Origin of the sequence: Enterococcus sp. 3G1_DIV0629, assembly GCF_002141285.1 — a bacterium.
GTDB classification, from domain to species: Bacteria; Bacillota; Bacilli; order Lactobacillales; family Enterococcaceae; genus Enterococcus_B; species Enterococcus_B lactis.
Map to the genome: position 1 here is coordinate 478,976 of NZ_NGLI01000002.1, position 17,122 is coordinate 496,097.

The 17,122-nt window shown below is 37.3% G+C and carries 11 protein-coding genes, 9 tRNA genes and 1 rRNA gene; 20 read left to right on the forward strand and 1 reads right to left on the reverse strand.

What is annotated here, in order from left to right:
• Positions 1–11: 11 nt before the first annotated feature.
• From rrf to gor, 15 genes are all read left to right on the forward strand, one after another.
• Positions 12–127 (forward strand): 5S ribosomal RNA (gene rrf / locus A5816_RS11085).
• A 13-nt stretch (positions 128–140) separates the two neighbouring features.
• Positions 141–213: transfer RNA gene (locus tag A5816_RS11090), tRNA-Val, on the forward strand.
• A 3-nt stretch (positions 214–216) separates the two neighbouring features.
• Positions 217–289 (forward strand) — tRNA-Lys (locus A5816_RS11095).
• A gap of 7 nt (positions 290–296) precedes the next feature.
• Positions 297–378: transfer RNA gene (locus tag A5816_RS11100), tRNA-Leu, on the forward strand.
• A gap of 17 nt (positions 379–395) precedes the next feature.
• Positions 396–468 (forward strand) — tRNA-Thr (locus A5816_RS11105).
• Positions 469–479: 11 nt separating this feature from the next.
• Positions 480–551: transfer RNA gene (locus A5816_RS11110), tRNA-Gly, on the forward strand.
• A gap of 16 nt (positions 552–567) precedes the next feature.
• Positions 568–653: transfer RNA gene (locus A5816_RS11115), tRNA-Leu, on the forward strand.
• A 10-nt stretch (positions 654–663) separates the two neighbouring features.
• Positions 664–737, forward strand: a tRNA-Arg gene (locus A5816_RS11120).
• Positions 738–758: 21 nt separating this feature from the next.
• Positions 759–832 (forward strand) — tRNA-Pro (locus A5816_RS11125).
• Positions 833–889: 57 nt separating this feature from the next.
• A tRNA-Arg gene (locus tag A5816_RS11130) sits at positions 890–963 on the forward strand.
• Positions 964–1,097: 134 nt separating this feature from the next.
• On the forward strand, positions 1,098–1,565 hold the full coding sequence (locus tag A5816_RS11135) for a CtsR family transcriptional regulator (RefSeq protein ID WP_002310600.1): 468 nt from the start codon (positions 1,098–1,100) through the stop codon (positions 1,563–1,565).
• Between the two features lie 6 nt (positions 1,566–1,571).
• Positions 1,572–4,058 (forward strand): ATP-dependent Clp protease ATP-binding subunit, encoded by a 2,487-nt coding sequence (locus A5816_RS11140; protein WP_086311335.1) that lies wholly within the window; start codon positions 1,572–1,574, stop codon positions 4,056–4,058.
• 220 nt (positions 4,059–4,278) lie between these two features.
• Positions 4,279–5,202, forward strand: coding sequence for a peptidase U32 family protein (locus tag A5816_RS11145; protein ID WP_086311336.1), 924 nt, complete (start codon positions 4,279–4,281; stop codon positions 5,200–5,202).
• Between the two features lie 5 nt (positions 5,203–5,207).
• Positions 5,208–6,461: a U32 family peptidase gene (locus tag A5816_RS11150; RefSeq protein ID WP_016629233.1), complete on the forward strand. Its 1,254-nt coding sequence runs from the start codon at positions 5,208–5,210 to the stop codon at positions 6,459–6,461.
• A 132-nt stretch (positions 6,462–6,593) separates the two neighbouring features.
• The gene (gene gor / locus A5816_RS11155) at positions 6,594–7,940 is read left to right on the forward strand and encodes a glutathione-disulfide reductase (RefSeq protein ID WP_086311337.1); all 1,347 of its coding nucleotides are present in this window, start codon (positions 6,594–6,596) and stop codon (positions 7,938–7,940) included.
• A gap of 93 nt (positions 7,941–8,033) precedes the next feature.
• Here gor and A5816_RS11160 read toward each other — a convergent pair whose 3' ends face one another.
• On the reverse strand, positions 8,034–9,473 hold the full coding sequence (locus A5816_RS11160; protein ID WP_086311439.1) for a helix-turn-helix domain-containing protein: 1,440 nt from the start codon (positions 9,471–9,473) through the stop codon (positions 8,034–8,036).
• A gap of 718 nt (positions 9,474–10,191) precedes the next feature.
• On the opposite strand from A5816_RS11160, the gene A5816_RS11165 reads away from it, so the two are divergent.
• The 5 genes from A5816_RS11165 (at position 10,192) to A5816_RS11185 (ending at position 17,092) form a co-directional block, all read left to right on the forward strand.
• Positions 10,192–11,616: a helix-turn-helix domain-containing protein gene (locus tag A5816_RS11165; protein WP_086311338.1), complete on the forward strand. Its 1,425-nt coding sequence runs from the start codon at positions 10,192–10,194 to the stop codon at positions 11,614–11,616.
• Between the two features lie 98 nt (positions 11,617–11,714).
• Positions 11,715–12,041 (forward strand): hypothetical protein, encoded by a 327-nt coding sequence (locus tag A5816_RS11170; RefSeq protein WP_086311339.1) that lies wholly within the window; start codon positions 11,715–11,717, stop codon positions 12,039–12,041.
• 28 nt (positions 12,042–12,069) lie between these two features.
• A complete protein-coding gene (locus A5816_RS11175) occupies positions 12,070–14,703 on the forward strand; it encodes a hypothetical protein (RefSeq protein ID WP_086311340.1) in 2,634 nt (877 codons plus the stop codon).
• A gap of 34 nt (positions 14,704–14,737) precedes the next feature.
• Positions 14,738–16,645 (forward strand): VirD4-like conjugal transfer protein, CD1115 family, encoded by a 1,908-nt coding sequence (locus A5816_RS11180; RefSeq protein WP_086311341.1) that lies wholly within the window; start codon positions 14,738–14,740, stop codon positions 16,643–16,645.
• A gap of 219 nt (positions 16,646–16,864) precedes the next feature.
• Positions 16,865–17,092, forward strand: coding sequence for a hypothetical protein (locus A5816_RS11185; protein ID WP_010733018.1), 228 nt, complete (start codon positions 16,865–16,867; stop codon positions 17,090–17,092).
• Positions 17,093–17,122 lie beyond the last annotated feature (30 nt).

Consider the following 17,122-nt stretch of genomic DNA (forward strand, 5'->3'; position numbering starts at 1 on the left):
TAACACCACAGTGTGGTGGCGATAGCGAGAAGGATACACCTGTAACCATGCCGAACACAGAAGTTAAGCTTCTTAGCGCCGATTGTAGTGAGGGGTTGCCCCTTGTGAGAGTAGGACGTCGCCACGCTTAAGTTATCCATGGAGGTTTAGCTCAGCTGGGAGAGCATCTGCCTTACAAGCAGAGGGTCAGCGGTTCGATCCCGTTAACCTCCATATGAGCCGTTAGCTCAGTTGGTAGAGCATCTGACTTTTAATCAGAGGGTCACAGGTTCGAGCCCTGTACGGCTCATATTTTTGCGGGTGTGGCGGAATTGGCAGACGCACTAGATTTAGGATCTAGCGCCTTACGGCGTGGGGGTTCAAGTCCCTTCACCCGCATCATTTAAGTTTTACATGCCGGCTTAGCTCAGTTGGTAGAGCATCTGATTTGTAATCAGAGGGTCGAGGGTTCAAGTCCTTTAGCCGGCATCTTTAAACACGCGGAAATAGCTCAGTGGTAGAGCACCACCTTGCCAAGGTGGGGGTCGCGGGTTCGAACCCCGTTTTCCGCTTTGCCAAAGCAATCGCGCCGGGGTGGCGGAACTGGCAGACGCACAGGACTTAAAATCCTGCGGTGAGTGATCACCGTACCGGTTCGATTCCGGTCCTCGGCATTTCAAATATGCGCCCATAGCTCAACTGGATAGAGTGTTTGACTACGGATCAAAAGGTTAGGGGTTCGACTCCTCTTGGGCGCGTAGTCTTTTTTATTTTTTTAACGGGAAGTAGCTCAGCTTGGTAGAGCACTTGGTTTGGGACCAAGGGGTCGCAGGTTCGAATCCTGTCTTCCCGATTTTTTTTATCTTGCTTTTTGTTTTCAAATGATTTATAATTTTTTTAAATTGAATATGCGCCCATAGCTCAACTGGATAGAGTGTTTGACTACGGATCAAAAGGTTAGGGGTTCGACTCCTCTTGGGCGCGTCGATACGGAATAGTATATTCCGTATTTTTTTTGTTGATTCTAAAGGATTTATTTAACAAAAAGCGTTCTTCTTTCTTTCTATTACCAAATTCGTTATAATTAAGGTCAATATTAGTCAAAGGGAATGAATAAGATGGCACATCAGAATACCTCGGATTTAATTGAATCATATATAAAGAAAATTCTGGAAAATAGTGAAATGATCGAGATTCGAAGGATTGAAATGGCAGACCTCTTTAACTGTGTTCCTTCACAAATCAACTATGTGATTAATACCCGTTTTACCATCCAACGCGGTTATTTAGTAGAAAGCAAACGCGGGGGTGGCGGTTATATACGAATTGCGAAAGTAAGAATTTCAGACAAAAAACAGTTACTTGAGCAGATAAATCAGTTGTTTGATGATACAATCAGTGAGAAAAATGCTTTTGCTATTATTCAAAAACTTTATGAAGACCAAATAATTACAAAAAAAGAAGGAAACTTGATGTTAAGTGCAATTGCAAAAAACACATTGAATTTCAATGAATTTGAAGATCATACACGTGCTCGGATTCTCCGAGCATTTCTGGAACGTTTAAGTTATGAAGATGGGAAGTGAGATTAGATGGAAGAACTTTTTACTGAAAGAGCCCAAGCGGTATTAGAAATTGCACAAGAAGAAGCAAAACGATTGAAACATCAATCAGTTAGTTCAGAGCATGTTTTACTAGCATTAGTAGTTGAACAAAATGGAATTGCTGGAAAAGTATTACGTGAAATGGATTTGAATGAGACAGAAATTTATGAAGAAATTGAACATCTGATTGGTTATGGCGGTATCCGTTCTTACCCTAAAGGAGTCTTTCTTCCATATTCTCCAAGAATGAAACAAGTTTTTGCTTTAGCTAGCAGCGAAGTAAAGAAAACGGGTTCTCAAAAAGTTGGAACAGAACATATTTTGATGAGCTTATTAAAAGATGAAAGTATCATGGCTACTCGAATCATGATCAACTTAGGTATCAGCCTTTCAAAAGCCCGACAAGTTCTGAAACAAAAAATGGGACTAGCTGGTGATTCAGGTGGAAAGGGAATGAATCGTCGTAGAAATATACAAGATAAACGGCAAACACCGCAAGGAACACCTACACTGGATTCATTAGCACGTGATTTGACGAAATTAGCAAAAGAAAACAAGTTGGACCCAGTTGTTGGTCGTTCTAGAGAAGTCAAACGGCTTATTCAGATTCTTAGCCGACGGACAAAGAACAACCCTGTACTGGTGGGCGAACCTGGTGTAGGTAAAACAGCTATTGCTGAAGGACTAGCGCAAAAAATCATTTTAGGAGAAGTCCCAGAAGACATGCAAGAAAAGCGTCTGATGATGCTTGATATGGGATCTTTGGTTGCTGGTACGAAATATCGCGGTGAATTTGAAGATCGAATGAAAAAAGTCATCGACGAAATCTATAATGATGGTCAAGTAATCTTATTCATTGATGAATTGCATACCTTGATTGGTGCAGGTGGAGCAGAAGGAGCAATTGATGCTTCGAATATCTTGAAACCGGCGTTAGCTCGAGGAGAATTACAAACGATCGGAGCAACGACCCTAGATGAATATCAAAAATATATCGAAAAAGATTCTGCATTAGAGCGACGTTTTGCACGAATTCAAGTAGATGAACCAACTCCTGAAGAAGCGGAAGAGATTCTTCAAGGATTACGTTCAAGATATGAAGAGCACCACGGGGTAGAGATTACAGATGAAGCTGTGCGGGCAGCAGTGAATCTTTCTGTTCGTTATATCACTTCTCGTCAACTACCTGATAAAGCTATTGATTTAATTGATGAATCAGCAGCGAAAGTCCGTTTGGATCAAACCGATCACTTAACAAAATCAACTGTAATCAAATTAGAAATTGATGAATTAGTACAAGAAAAAGAAGCAGCGATCCAAAAACAAGACTTTGAAAATGCTGCGCAATTACGTAGACAAGAAAAAGCACTACGTAAAAAGCTACAAAAAGTTTCTGCAATCGAAGCAAAACAGGAACAAGGATATTCTGATCGTGTAACAGAAGAAGATGTTGCTACAGTTGTATCGGAGTGGACTGGTGTCCCTCTACAGCAGTTGGAGAAAAAAGAAAGTGAACGTTTGTTAGAATTGGAAGGTCTTCTGCATGAACGTGTGGTTGGTCAAGATGAGGCTGTCAAAGCAGTTTCACGCGCCATCCGTCGTGCACGAAGCGGCTTGAAAGATCCTAACCGTCCAATTGGGTCATTTATGTTCCTCGGACCAACTGGTGTCGGAAAAACAGAATTGGCCAAAGCACTTTCAGAAGTCATGTTTGGAAGCGAAGATTCCCTGATCCGTGTTGATATGTCAGAATTTATGGAAAAATACAGTACAAGCCGATTAATCGGATCTCCTCCAGGATACGTAGGGTATGATGAAGGTGGACAGTTGACAGAAAAAATTCGTCAAAAACCATATTCAGTGATTCTCTTAGACGAAGTGGAGAAAGCACATCCAGATGTTTTCAATTTACTTCTGCAAGTATTGGATGATGGTCATTTAACAGATTCTAAAGGTAGAAAAGTGGACTTTAGAAATACGATCATGATTATGACTTCAAATATCGGAGCGACACAAATTCGAGAAGAAAAAAATGTCGGATTTAATGTCCAAGATGTCACGAAAGATCACAAAGCCATGCAAAAACGTATCTTAGAAGAGTTAAAGAAAGCTTTCCGACCTGAATTCTTGAATCGAATTGATGAGACTGTCGTCTTCCACTCATTGAGTAAAGATGAAATCCATACAATCGTCCAAATTATGAGTAAAGCGATTATCAAACGATTGAAAGAACAAGATATTCAAGTGAAAATCACCCCATCTGCAATCGATGTGATTGGGAAAGCCGGATTTGATCCTGAATATGGTGCACGTCCAATCCGTCGCGCACTTCAAAAAGAAATTGAAGATCGATTGAGCGAGGCGTTGCTTGGCGGAGAGATTCGTTTAGGTGACCACGTAACAGTAGGTGCTTCAAAAGGAAAAATCACATTGAATGTTCGCGGACCTAAAAAGGAAACAGTAGGTTCCCTATAGGTACTTGGTCTATGTAGCTGAATTTTTATAATAGTAAGACTTGATTAAGAGGTTGTGACAAGACTTTTGTCACAATCTCTTTTTATATTTGGACAGAATATACCGAACTTTATTTTGAATTTTTGTGAAATAATTTTCAAAAATCCAACTTTAAATAGAAGAAGTATTGGAAAGTTTTTAGAGCTATGCTACTATTATGAAGTTGTAGGAGGAGGAAATTATGATCGAACTCATAACCACAGTAGAGACTATCAAACAAGCAGAACAGTTGCTTGCTGCAGGTGCAGACACACTATATTTCGGTGAAGAGCAATTTGGATTGCGTCTGCCTGCTTCGTTCACACGAGAAGAACAGCGACAATTAGTAGAATTAGCACACAAGCATGGTAAAAAAGCAAATATTGCTGTAAATGGGATCATTCATCCTGAGAAAATGAAAAATGTACCTGAATATTTGGCTTTTTTAAAAGAAATAAATGTAGATGTGATCACAGTTGGTGATACAGGTATCATTTATACGATGAAAAAAAATCCTGAATTGCGTATACCGTATATTTATGATGCTGAAACATTAGTAACGAGTGCACGTCAAATCAATTTCTGGGCGAAAAAAGGCGCAGTTGGCGCAGTACTTGCTCGTGAAGTTCCGTTTGAAGAGATGAAGGCGATGGAAGAAAAACTCGACATTCCTGTAGAAATCCTTGTGTATGGTGCTACATGCATCCATCAATCCAAACGTCCACTGCTACAGAATTACTATAACTATACGAAGCAAGACGAACAAAAAGATCGTGAAAGAGGTCTTTTTATCTCGGAACCTAAAAAAGAAGAGACACATTATTCTATTTATGAAGATAGTCATGGCACACATATTTTTGCCAGTAATGATCTAAATCTCTCGAATGAATTGAATGAACTTTATCAGCATCATTACCGTACATGGAAATTGGACGGGTTATTTACTCCAGGCGAAAATTTCGTGAATATCACTCAACTATTCGCCGAAGCAAAAAAACAAATTTTAGAAGGTAGCTGGAATCAAGAAAAAGCAGAAAAATTGACGAGCGAAATCAACAAATTGCATCCTGAAAACCGTGAATTAGATACAGGATTCTTTTATATTGATCCTTCTGCTATCAAATAAGGAGTATGATGAATGAAATGACAGTAAAAAGAAAATTGAAACGTCCAGAAGTCTTAGCGCCAGCAGGAACACTGGAAAAGTTAAAAACAGCGATCCATTATGGAGCAGATGCAGTATATATTGGCGGAAATGCATATGGTTTAAGAAGCCGTGCAGGTAATTTTACTTATGAAGAAATGGCTGAAGGAGTTGCTTTTGCAAAAGAACACGATGCAAAAGTGTACGTTGCTGCTAATATGGTCACCCATGAAGGAAATGAAGAAGGCGCTGGGGAATTTTTCCGCAGTCTGCGCGATGTCGGTATTTCTGCAGTAATCGTTTCTGATCCAGCTTTGATCGAAATTTGCGCGACTGAAGCTCCAGGTCTGCCGATCCATTTATCCACTCAAGCTTCAGCAACCAATTTTGAGACATTGGAATTCTGGAAAGAAGAAGGGTTGGAACGTGTCGTTTTAGCTCGTGAAGTTTCAATGGAGGAAGTGGCAGAGATTCGTAAAAATACGGATATCGAAATCGAAGCATTTATTCATGGTGCCATGTGTATCTCTTATTCTGGTCGCTGCACATTGTCCAACCATATGTCAATGCGGGATGCGAATCGTGGCGGATGCTCTCAATCTTGTCGCTGGAAATATGGATTGTTTGATATGCCTTTTGGTCAAGAACGGAATAGTTTGACTGATACAGGAGAAATTGAAGAAGAATTCTCGATGAGTGCAGTTGATATGTCAATGATCGAGCATATTCCAGAATTGATTGAAAACGGCGTAGACAGCTTCAAGATCGAAGGAAGAATGAAATCGATCCATTATGTATCTACAGTGTCAAACGTCTATAAAGCAGCTGTAGACAGCTATATGGAAGATCCTGAAAACTATGTCTGCAAACAAGAATGGATCGACGAGTTATGGAAAGTGGCACAACGAGAGTTAGCTACAGGCTTTTATTACAATACACCAACTGAAAACGAGCAATTATTCGGTGAGCGTCGTAAAATCCCAGTATATAAATTTGTCGGTGAAGTATTATCTTATGATGAGGCAACACAGATTGCTACGATACGTCAGAGAAACTTATTCTCTGTAGGGGATGAAATCGAATTTTATGGTCCAGGGTTCAGTCATTTCAGTCAAACAGTCGAAATCATGCATAATGAAGAAGGGGAATCCATTGACCGAGCACCAAATCCAATGATGGTTTTGACCATGCCAGTCGCACAACCAGTGAAACCTGGTGATATGATCCGGAAACGTAAATAAAGAAAAGCTGATACAGTCCTGTTTCAAGCATCTCCGCATACAAAATCCAAGAAAAGTGTTACACTTGTTTTCTGTAGAAAAAGGATCGTTAAATAAATGTTTTGATTGATCTCTTCAATAAGGAGGAACAAAATGCAAATATATGATTACATCGTAATTGGTGGCGGCTCTGGCGGTATTGCTTCAGCAAACAGAGCAGGGATGCATGGCGCAAAAGTTTTGCTGATCGAAGCAAATGAATTAGGCGGAACCTGTGTCAATGTCGGTTGTGTACCTAAAAAAGTCATGTGGCAAGCAAGTACGATTTTGGAAACAATTGAACGTGATGCTCCAAGTTACGGCATCCAAGCAGATTTAAAAAGTGTCGATTTCGCTGGTCTAGTAGAAAGAAGAGAAAAATATATTGATTTTCTACATGGTGCTTACCAAAGAGGATTAGATAGCAATCATGTCGAGGCTATAAAAGGATATGCTACTTTTATCGATAGTCAAACGATCGAAGTAAACGGTGAAACTTATCATGCGCCTAAAATCTTGATTGCAACTGGAGGCCGTGCAAGCAAGATGAGCATTCCTGGTGGCGAGTACGCCATTGATTCAAATGGATTTTTTGAATTAAGGGAATTACCTAAGAGAGCAATCGTTTTAGGTGCTGGATACATCGCAGCTGAACTTTCAGGTGTATTTCGTGGTTTAGGTAGTGAAGTCATGTGGGCATACCGAAAAGAACGTCCACTTAGAACGTTTGATAAAATGCTTTCGGACAATCTGATCCAAATGTACCAAGAAGCTGGGATCAAGACTTACGCACATCATATTGCTAAAGAAATCACTAAAAACAATGACGAATACACGGTGTTATTTGAAAATGGTGAAACCTTAACTGGCGATTGTGTCCTTTTTGCAGGCGGGCGTGTACCGAATACCGAAAAATTAGGTCTGGAAAATACAAATGTCGAATTGGACGAAAAAGGATTTATCAAAGTAGATAAATACCAAAACACAACGGATGAACATATTTTTGCGGTTGGTGATGTGATCGGTAAATTAGACTTGACTCCTGTTGCAATCGCAGCTGGCCGACGTTTGTCGGAACGTTTGTTTAATGGGAAGAAAGATTCTTATCTGGACTATAAACTTGTTCCGACAGTTGTCTTTACGCATCCACCAATTGCAACGATTGGATTGACAGAAGAAGAAGCATTGGAAAAATACGGAGAAAATGACCTGAAAGTTTATCGTTCACGCTTTACTCCAATGTACTTTGCTTTGAATGATTATCGCCAAAAATGCGAAATGAAATTGATTTGCGTCGGAAAAGAAGAAAAAATTGTCGGCTTGCATGCTATTGGTGTAGGTGTCGATGAAATGCTACAAGGTTTTGCTGTGGCTATCAAGATGGGCGCAACTAAAGAAGACTTTGATAATACAGTAGCCATCCATCCAACAGGAGCGGAAGAATTCGTAACGATGCGATAATTTAATATTAACAGTTCCAGCAGCTTTTTATTGAATAAACCAATGTAAAACCCGAAAATCTGTATACTGATTTTCGGGTTTTTTGTTTTTTCATTATTTATGTAAGATTGCTTCGATATTTTCCCAAAACGAATAAGTAGGGAAGTTGGATATTTTGATCATCTTCGTGTTCAGCCGATTCCTATCTAAAGGAAAGTCAGTCAAAACCAAATCATATTGATTGATCAATCCATAGTTCAAATCAAAAAAGCTATCCTGATATTCTTTTATTTCTTTTATCTCAGGAAATTTTTTAGTTAATAATTCCTTATATAAGAAACAAACTTTCGGTTCTTGAGAAGAAAGGATCATGACTGTATATGTCTTTTTTTGGGGAATGATTCGATCAATAAGAGCTGGAGACAGCAAAACCAGTTCTTCCAGCAATTCTTCATATAATAGACGATTGATTAGAATAAACGAATAATTTTCTTCCACCAATGCTTGTTCATAAAAAGAAAGAATGAGTGGATCCGATTTCAAGACGATCACAAAGAACCGTTTAAAGGAATTGGTTAGAAAAGGTAAAAACTCCTTCTTGAAAGAAATCAAATGATACAAGTAATTTAATTGCTGATCAGATAACACCGTATCAGTAGATAAAGAACGATAGAAATTTTGTGACAAGTTTCTTAATTTTTTGATTTCATGAGCTGGTGCCTTTACAGAAGCAAAATGGATCATCTGACTGATTGGACGCAAAAGTTCACTAGCTGTTTCTTTAGTCAAATAGAAATGATAATTTTTCTCCATAACGGAGCAAAATGTAATGTTATTTTTCGTTCGCTCAAAAAATAAATCAATATCCATTTCGAGAGGTTGGCTTTTCAACTGATCGGATAATCTATGTTTCTTTCCGATCCGGATAATAGAAATCAAAAAATAATAAATCAAAAAAAGCTGTTTGTGGACAGATAGTTTGTTTAATGGCGGATAAAGTTTCATGTATCGTTTGATAGCTGCAGACAATATTTGGTAATGAGGAAGTTGATCCGGTGTATAGATCTCCTCAAATAAACTGCAGTAGAAAAAACGTATTTGTCTCTCCTCACCTTGAATATGTACATATGGAGTAGCGTGGATTCTAAAAAGAAATCCTCGCTTTTGAAAGGATTCATTCAGAAACATAATGATTCTGCGAATACTTGCTGTACTTAGAAATAACTGATCAGCTAGTTTAGCAATACAAGGTTCTTGCATCAAAATGATTTTCAACACTTGTATATGGCTTGAATGTTTTAAGATAGTACTCGTGATGCTTTCTAAATTATATTCACAAGGTAATCTCAAAGAAACTTTCTGATGCTCGTCGATATGAATAGATGCCGGAGAATGAACAAAATTAAATGCGGCAATATCAGATAAGAGCGTTTTTTTTGTTACAGCAATTTTCTTCTCTAAGTCTTCTAAATAAAAGGAATCCATACTCAAAAGCATGGCTAATCTTAACTGTCTTTCTGATAATTTTTCAAGCATAGTTATATCTTCTGTCATATTTCCATCTGCGTTTTTTAAGAAATAATAGATAAAACGCTCCTTCACTTCCTTTCTTTTCGGTCGTTCTTAACCATTATCCCATGTTATAGAGAAAATTGATTCGTTTGTATGTTTGTTCAACAATTTTAAGCAACAGGCAGAATAAACAGCAAAAACAGAATGCCTTGACCTCATATTTTTGTTAATTAAAATAACGTAACAACGATAAAATAAATAGTTTTATATTTTTTGTTTTAGTTATTTTTAATTATGTATTTATAAAACCTTTTTGTACTCTCTATATTTACAGTAAAAAAATAAAACATAAATAAAAAGATTAGATAGAAATATCATGCTTATGTTCTTTAGATTATTGTTATTTAAAATAGCAAATATAACTACTGAATGAAAATTAAACCAACTATACTTTTAATTATTTTATATAAAATTGTTTTTTTTATTTATATCTTCGAGGGTTGAAAATGATATTTCAAGGGAGTTGCTCTTCATTCGATTTTTTGTTTCCGAAAATAAAAGATCGTTTTCTTTTATTTTTTTGATACCTATTCCTTTAGATATAGTTATTTATACTGTTTATCCAAAAATAATAATTATAACATATAAAAACAGTTTTTAAGAAACAGGTTTTCCAAAATAGAAAAAAAATAATACTAAATTCTAGCGTAAATAACTGTAGGATAGATTTAATAGCAAACGAGAAAAGGGGAAGTAAAAAATGGTAGGATTTTTGGAAAAGCAACTAGAGAGACAAATCATGCTGATCTGCTTGCTAAGCATGGATATGGCTGAGATCAACGACCTTGCGGAAGAGCTAAAAGTGACGGATAAAACAATTATTGCAGATATTGATAATTTTAATTCTTCTTGTTTTCCTGCGTACATCGAGGTCAATCAGTATAAAGAAGTAACGTTGAAAATACCCAGTAACCTCAATTTAGATGATATTTTTATCAAGATCCTAAATAATTCTATCTATATAGAAGTCTTAAAATACATTCTGATTTCAGAACCGTCTTTAACTGAGATTTCAGCTAAATTATTTTTGAGTAAGACAAGTGTCAGGAGAATCATTACCAAAATAAATACGTACTTTTCAAAAGAAAGATTAGATATACAAATCATCTTAACCACCAGACTACAAATCATCGGTGATGAAATCTATATTCGCAAATTTTTCTCAAGTATGTTCAAAGAAATCTGCAAAGAAAAAGATCTTCCTTATTTTGAAATGATTTATAAAATGTTGAAACGCTGTTTGATCAAGCAAGAACGGGATGCTAGCTCTTCTAAAATCATTTATACAGTCTATTATATTTTTACTTCGATCATTCGAATCGGGAACGACCATCTGATTCCCAAAGAGGAACTGGCAGATCGGCCAGCTGTCGTTGACTCAATTATGGAAACAATCAAGAGCGATACCGTCTTCTGCACGCTTATCAATCAAAATTATAAATTTGTGATCAGTAGAGAAAATATAGAAAATATTTTGAGCCCATATCTCAGTCTGCTGTTTACCAATCCAGCTGAAACAGATGAGTATATGCTCAGAAGAGTAGAACTGTTTCTTAAACATTTCTATTATCTTTCCAATATCAATGAAACGGTCACAACTGAAAAGGTTTTGCATTTCACCAGTTTTATTACCTTTTATAAAGAATTGACTTTTTTCAAAGTCAGCTATGCAGATATCTTTTATAAGAAAATCCTGAAGAAAAAAGTCCAGATATGGGAAGCTTATCAAAGTGCATTGATCATCTCTAACTTATCCTCTGTACGGAAAAATGAGCTTTTGTTAAAAGAATTACTGTTGGAGCTGATTGTCTCTTCGAATGAATTATTGCATCGAGTGGAGCCAAAACTAAAAGAACGGTCTATTTTGTTATTAAGTTCACAAGAAATGGGACTTCCTATTTTATATAAGAACTTGATTTTGAATAAGTACCCTTCTTTTAAGAAAGTCGATATTTATGAAAAAGATGTTTTTTCTTTAGACTATACACTGATCAACCAATATGACTTAGTGTTGACCGATGTGAATTTGAATTTGAATCGCATATCTTCCGCCATTCTGAAAATTTCTAAAGTACCGACGGATGCTTTCTGGCATAATTTGGAAACATTTCTTCATTCCACTTGAGAAAAAAGTTGCCAATAAATTATTATTTCGGAAAAAGTAGGTGTGGTATAGACAATTTTCAGCGTTAAGATAAAAACAAAAACACTGGAGGAACGAAAATGAAAGAGTTAATCGGTTTATTTTGTATTTTATCCTTTACGTTCAGAATATTGGCCTCAATGATCAAAGGATTGTATTACGTGGCAAGAACCCTTGTTTTATTACCAGTCGCAGGATACAAGTGTTACAAAGAATGCAAAGCCAACAAAAGAGAGAGCAATCTTTCAGATATTTCATCTACATCATCAAGAGAAAGCAATAGGCAATATGGGACTATTACCAATCGGATATCAGATGCTTTTAAGGATGCAGACAGGACAAATGAGTCAAGAAAAATAAAAGTACCTTTACAAGATCTAGCACATTCTAGCCGTAACAGTATATAGAGTAAAAATCTGAGAGGAAGTAAAAAAGATGCTTACACCAATCAATCAAAAGTTATTTGAACTTCTGGAATATGACGTAAAAGACAAAAGATTTACAAAAGAACCATCTTCCTTCGTAAACCCACGCGACCCGAAAATTGATATCAATATGAATAAGTTGAACGAATCTGTTTCAGAAGCAATTGAGGGAAAAATAAAAACGTTAACTGATGAACAGAAGCTATATGGTTATCTTTCAGAGGAAAAGAAACTTCAAAGCATCATCAATAAGATAAATGAAAAGCCATTCGTTGAATTGGAGCAGGAAAGAAAAACATTCGAGGAGAAGCTTGAAAAAGTCACTGGCCATCAAGAGAAGATCAAACAAGAAAAAGGTACGGTTGTTTATACATCCGATCAAACGTTTAACACCGATAGCTATCAAAATGAAATGCTAATCTTATCTAGAATAAATGTGGCAGAAAACAACTATCGAATCGGGGAAATAAACGAACCTACCAAAAAGGCTGAAGAAAGAGTAAATGAGCTAAGGAAGGAATCGAGGCAACTAAAAAAGCATTTGTCTAGAGATTTACAGAAAAAAGAACAAGAAATCATAAATCTTAAATCCTCTTTACCTCCAGCACCTGAAGATAAAGAGCGAAGAAAAAGTTGGGAAACGAATAACAAGGTGGTGATTGTACAGCTTCAAAAACTAGAAGAAGAAAAAAAAGTAATTGAATCAAAAATCGAAACCATTGATGCTGCAACTTCACGAACTGTTCCTACTGCACAAGTAGAATTCTCCAAAGATCTGCCAAAAAAGGAAGGTATCCTAAAAGAGCAGCCTAGCCAAATAGTCCAAGAAAGTGTACCTTTGCATCGAGCTGATAGTGAAAAGGCACAGCTGAGTACTCCATTAACAGCACCATCTATGCTAAGTAAAGAATTATCGCAGACACAAGAAACACAAAAGTCAGAGAAAGCACCTGATCCTATTGATCCGAAGGCTATCATTCAAGAGAATCCTAGCCAAAAACGGGAAAATGGATCTCGTCCAAGAGCTGCTAGCGATCCTGGAGAGTCTCGGACAGATGTACCAGATAGTGGTAAAAAGACGCAAGATACACCTGAAAGAGACAAGAAAGAGGAGCCGGATAAATCAACTAAAGATGCTTTACATACAGCAATCGGCGAAAATTTAAAAGCTAGACAAGAACTGCTCCAAGTGACGATCGAAAAACAAAAAGAAATACTTGGTATCATTCCTAAAAAAGCGAAACATTTACCAGAATTAAATGCGATAGATAAGAAGATCCAAGAAAATGAAGCCGAACTCGCAAAACTGAAGACCCAGTTAGATGACCCTAAAACGTGGAAGCCCGAAATGATCCAACTGCCAAAGGGACAATCCGCTACTGTTGAAAATATCAAAGCAGATACTGACAAAATCAAAACAGATATCGAAAAGATCAAAAGCATGGATATCAAAGATTTAAAAAAAGAACTATTCCCACATTCTAAAAAAATGCGTTGGCTCCGCCGAGCGTTGCATCTATGGCCTTTGGCGGCATACCCTTTATTTGTGAGTTGGGCAGTGATGATTTTACCAGCTCTGACAGTTAGTCTCTATGCGGCACCAGTTGCGATTACTGCTTTTTCTTTCTTTTGTGCCAGTTATTATGTCCCTAAATTGATCAATTATGCGAGGAAAAAAATAGCCAATCGACGCGAAGCTCAGAAAGATAAAGAAGAACTAAATAAAGGACTGACAAAAGAAAAAGAGCAGCCAGAAGCAACAAAAGAAGTAGTCCAAGAAACAGAAAAAGAAGCAAAGAAAATAGATATAACGACAAATGAAAAAGGCAAAGAAACGCTTAAAGGAGAAAAAACGGCAGAACCAAGTCTGGAACCTTCCGCGAAAAAAGATTGGAAAGCCAAAACGAAAGATTTCTTGAAGAACAATTGGAAGACACTCGCGATCATAGTAGGCGGAAGTACGTTGATTGCAGTAGCTTCTGTATTCCTCATGCCAGTCATCGCACCAGGACTAGTTGGGGCCGGTATATTTACCCTTGGAACTGTAGCGTTGATGGGGGCTTCTGTGGGTATCGGGGCGCAACTGATCGACAAATTTGGATTGAAAAAAGTAGAAAATCATTTGAATAAAAGAGAAGAGAAAAACTTTGATCAAAAATTAGAAAAAGCACTTCATTCATTTGACCTCTCGAATCAAAAAGAAGAGAAAGCGAAAGAGGTACACGAAGTAACTAAAGACTCAAAAATAAAAGAAGCAAAAGAACAAGGCATCTTGTCAGATACTTCCCGAAGAAGTTCTCAAAGTTCTCTTGGATCCATAGACTACAACTTGTTTGCATACTCAAAAGATAACCAACAAGTGAAAGCAGAGATCCACGCAGAGCCAAATAGGAAAGCATCACTCGAACAAGGAAAGGAACCTAACAAAGTAATTCCTATAAATCAAAAATTGACAGAAAATAATCGAAATACGCCTTCTCAAATTTCGTCAGTGATAGGGCCACGTCAATTTCAAGATTTAAAACAAGATGCAGTTGTTAGGGCAGGTAATCAAAACGGAAAAGATGATAGCAATAGAAACAGCCCAGCACGTACCAGAAGCAACAGTCAACCAACTCCAAAAAAGGAGCAGATAGTCCATTAAATGAAACAGAAGAAAAAACGAAAAGGAGAGTCATGTGAAAAATTCACGCTTTATAATTTTTAGCCTCCATCTATTGGTCTTTAGCATACTTTTTTATTTTGGAAATCGGATCGTCTTTCTGTTCTTAAGTGAAGGATTTGCTTCATTGGAGCTAGCAGATAGGATCATGGAAGCAATCAATCAGAGCTTTGCAGAAATAGCGGAATTCACCATCCATATCGAATTCGAACAAATGTCATTGCTGTCAGGTTTTGTGTTTGGGATTGCTTATATATTGCTCGTTTTATATAAGACATTTGATAGTAAAAATACCAGACCAAATGAAGAATACGGAAGTGCGCGATGGGGGAAGCCTGGAGATATCAGACCATTTATTGATAAAAAGAAAGACTTCAATATCTTATTGACGAAAACAGAAAGTCTGTCTTTATCTGGTCGAATGAAGATCACAAAAAGAGACAACTTCAACCGTAATAAAAATATCGTCGTGGTAGGAGGAGCCGGAAGTGGTAAAACGCGGTTCTTTGTAAAACCTAATCTGATGCAGATGCATTCTTCCTATGTTGTCAGTGACTCCAAAGGATTGTTGTTGATGGAGACAGGAAAAATGTTTGAAGAAGCGGGGTATAAAATCAAGATTTTTGATTTGATCAACCGGAAAGCAACCGACTACTATAATCCTTTCAAATATCTCAGAAATGAAGATGATATCTTAAAGATCATCAACAACTTGATCAAGAATACAACTGATCCGGATAAAAAAGGTGGAGATGGATTCTGGGAAAAAGCAGAGACGGCTTTGCTGATGGCCATTTTTAGTTATCTGATCCAAGAAGTCGTGGAGGAAGATCGTACATTAGGAAGTGTGATCGAATTAGTCCGATTAGCTGATATTGATGAAGACGTACCAAACTTTGTCAGTCCATTAGATGTTTTATTCCAAGAATTAGAAGAAAAGGATCCGCAGAATTTTGCTGTTGCACAATACAAAATCTTTAAATTATCGGCAGGAAAAACAACGAAAAGTATTTTAGTCAGCTTGGGGGTTCGTCTGGCACCATTTGACATACCAAGTGTCAGACAGCTTGTTTCCAAAGACACACTAGCATTGGATACGATCGGAGATCAGAAAACTATCTTGTATATCTTATTACCAGATACAGACACGAGTTTCAACTTTCTGGCCAGCATGATGTACCAGCAGTTATTTGACATGCTGGTTTACAAAGCAGACAACGAATACAAAGGACGGCTGCCTGTTCACGTACGCTGTATTCTTGATGAATTTGCCAATATCGGTCAGATCCCAGATTTTGAAAAAGTGATATCTGTTGTCCGAAGTCGGGAGATCTCGACAAGTGTGATCCTGCAAAATATCAGTCAGCTGAAAACATTGTATAAGAACACATGGGAAACGATCATCGGGACAAGTGATACTTTCTTGTACTTGGGAGGGATGGAACAAAGCACCCATGAATATATCTCTAAATTATTGGGTAAAGAAACGATCGAACAACGAAACATCAGTGTGACGAAAGGGGCAAACGGTTCGTTCAATGAAAGCTTCCAAAAACTAGGAAGAAACCTGATGGATCCTGATGAAGTTGCGAGTCTGAAAGGACAAGAATGTATCTTGAAAATTCGAGGAGCCCATCCGTTCCTATCTTCAAAATATGACATCACTAAACACAAGAATTATAAAAAACTCGGAGACGTCACAGAGAAATATATGTATACGCGTAATTTTTCCGAGCAAGAGGAGCAGTTGCTTCCTGGACAAGAGGAGTTGCCTTATGAGTCAGATGAACTGTTGCTCTCAGACTTTGACGAGACATTATACGAATCAGATGACATGATCGATGAGGAAGCTGATTTGTATGACGAGTATCAAGAAGAACATGACGATAACTATGACGAGGAAGCCTTGAGAGAGACAGTTTGATTATGGGACAAAGTATGAACGGCAGTTCTACATGAATTGAAAGAGGGGTTCTTTTAGAATTCCTTCTTTACGTGAAAATGACTAAGAAAGGTGTTTTCTGAAACGTTCCAAAATTTTCTGAACTTAGAAATAACTGTGAGAGAGCAAGGGGAAAATTTAGCTATACTGAAATTAGGCATTAAAAATAAAAATCAACTAGTAAGGGAGATTGTAATTATTATGGATTCAAGATTATTAGAACAGGTGTTTACATTAGTTTCACGTTTTACTTTAGTCGGAGGCGGGTTGTGGCTAATTTGGGGAACAATTATTTTAGCAGGTGCTTTAAAAGATAAAAATGGACCTCAGCTGCAGCAAGGTATCTGGCAAATCGTTGGTGGCGGATTGATCTTAGTGGCTGCAGGCTGGTTTGCTACATCCTTTGATATGAGTTCTTTGTTGCCATGAGTTTGAATACAATGAGGATGATAGGAGTTT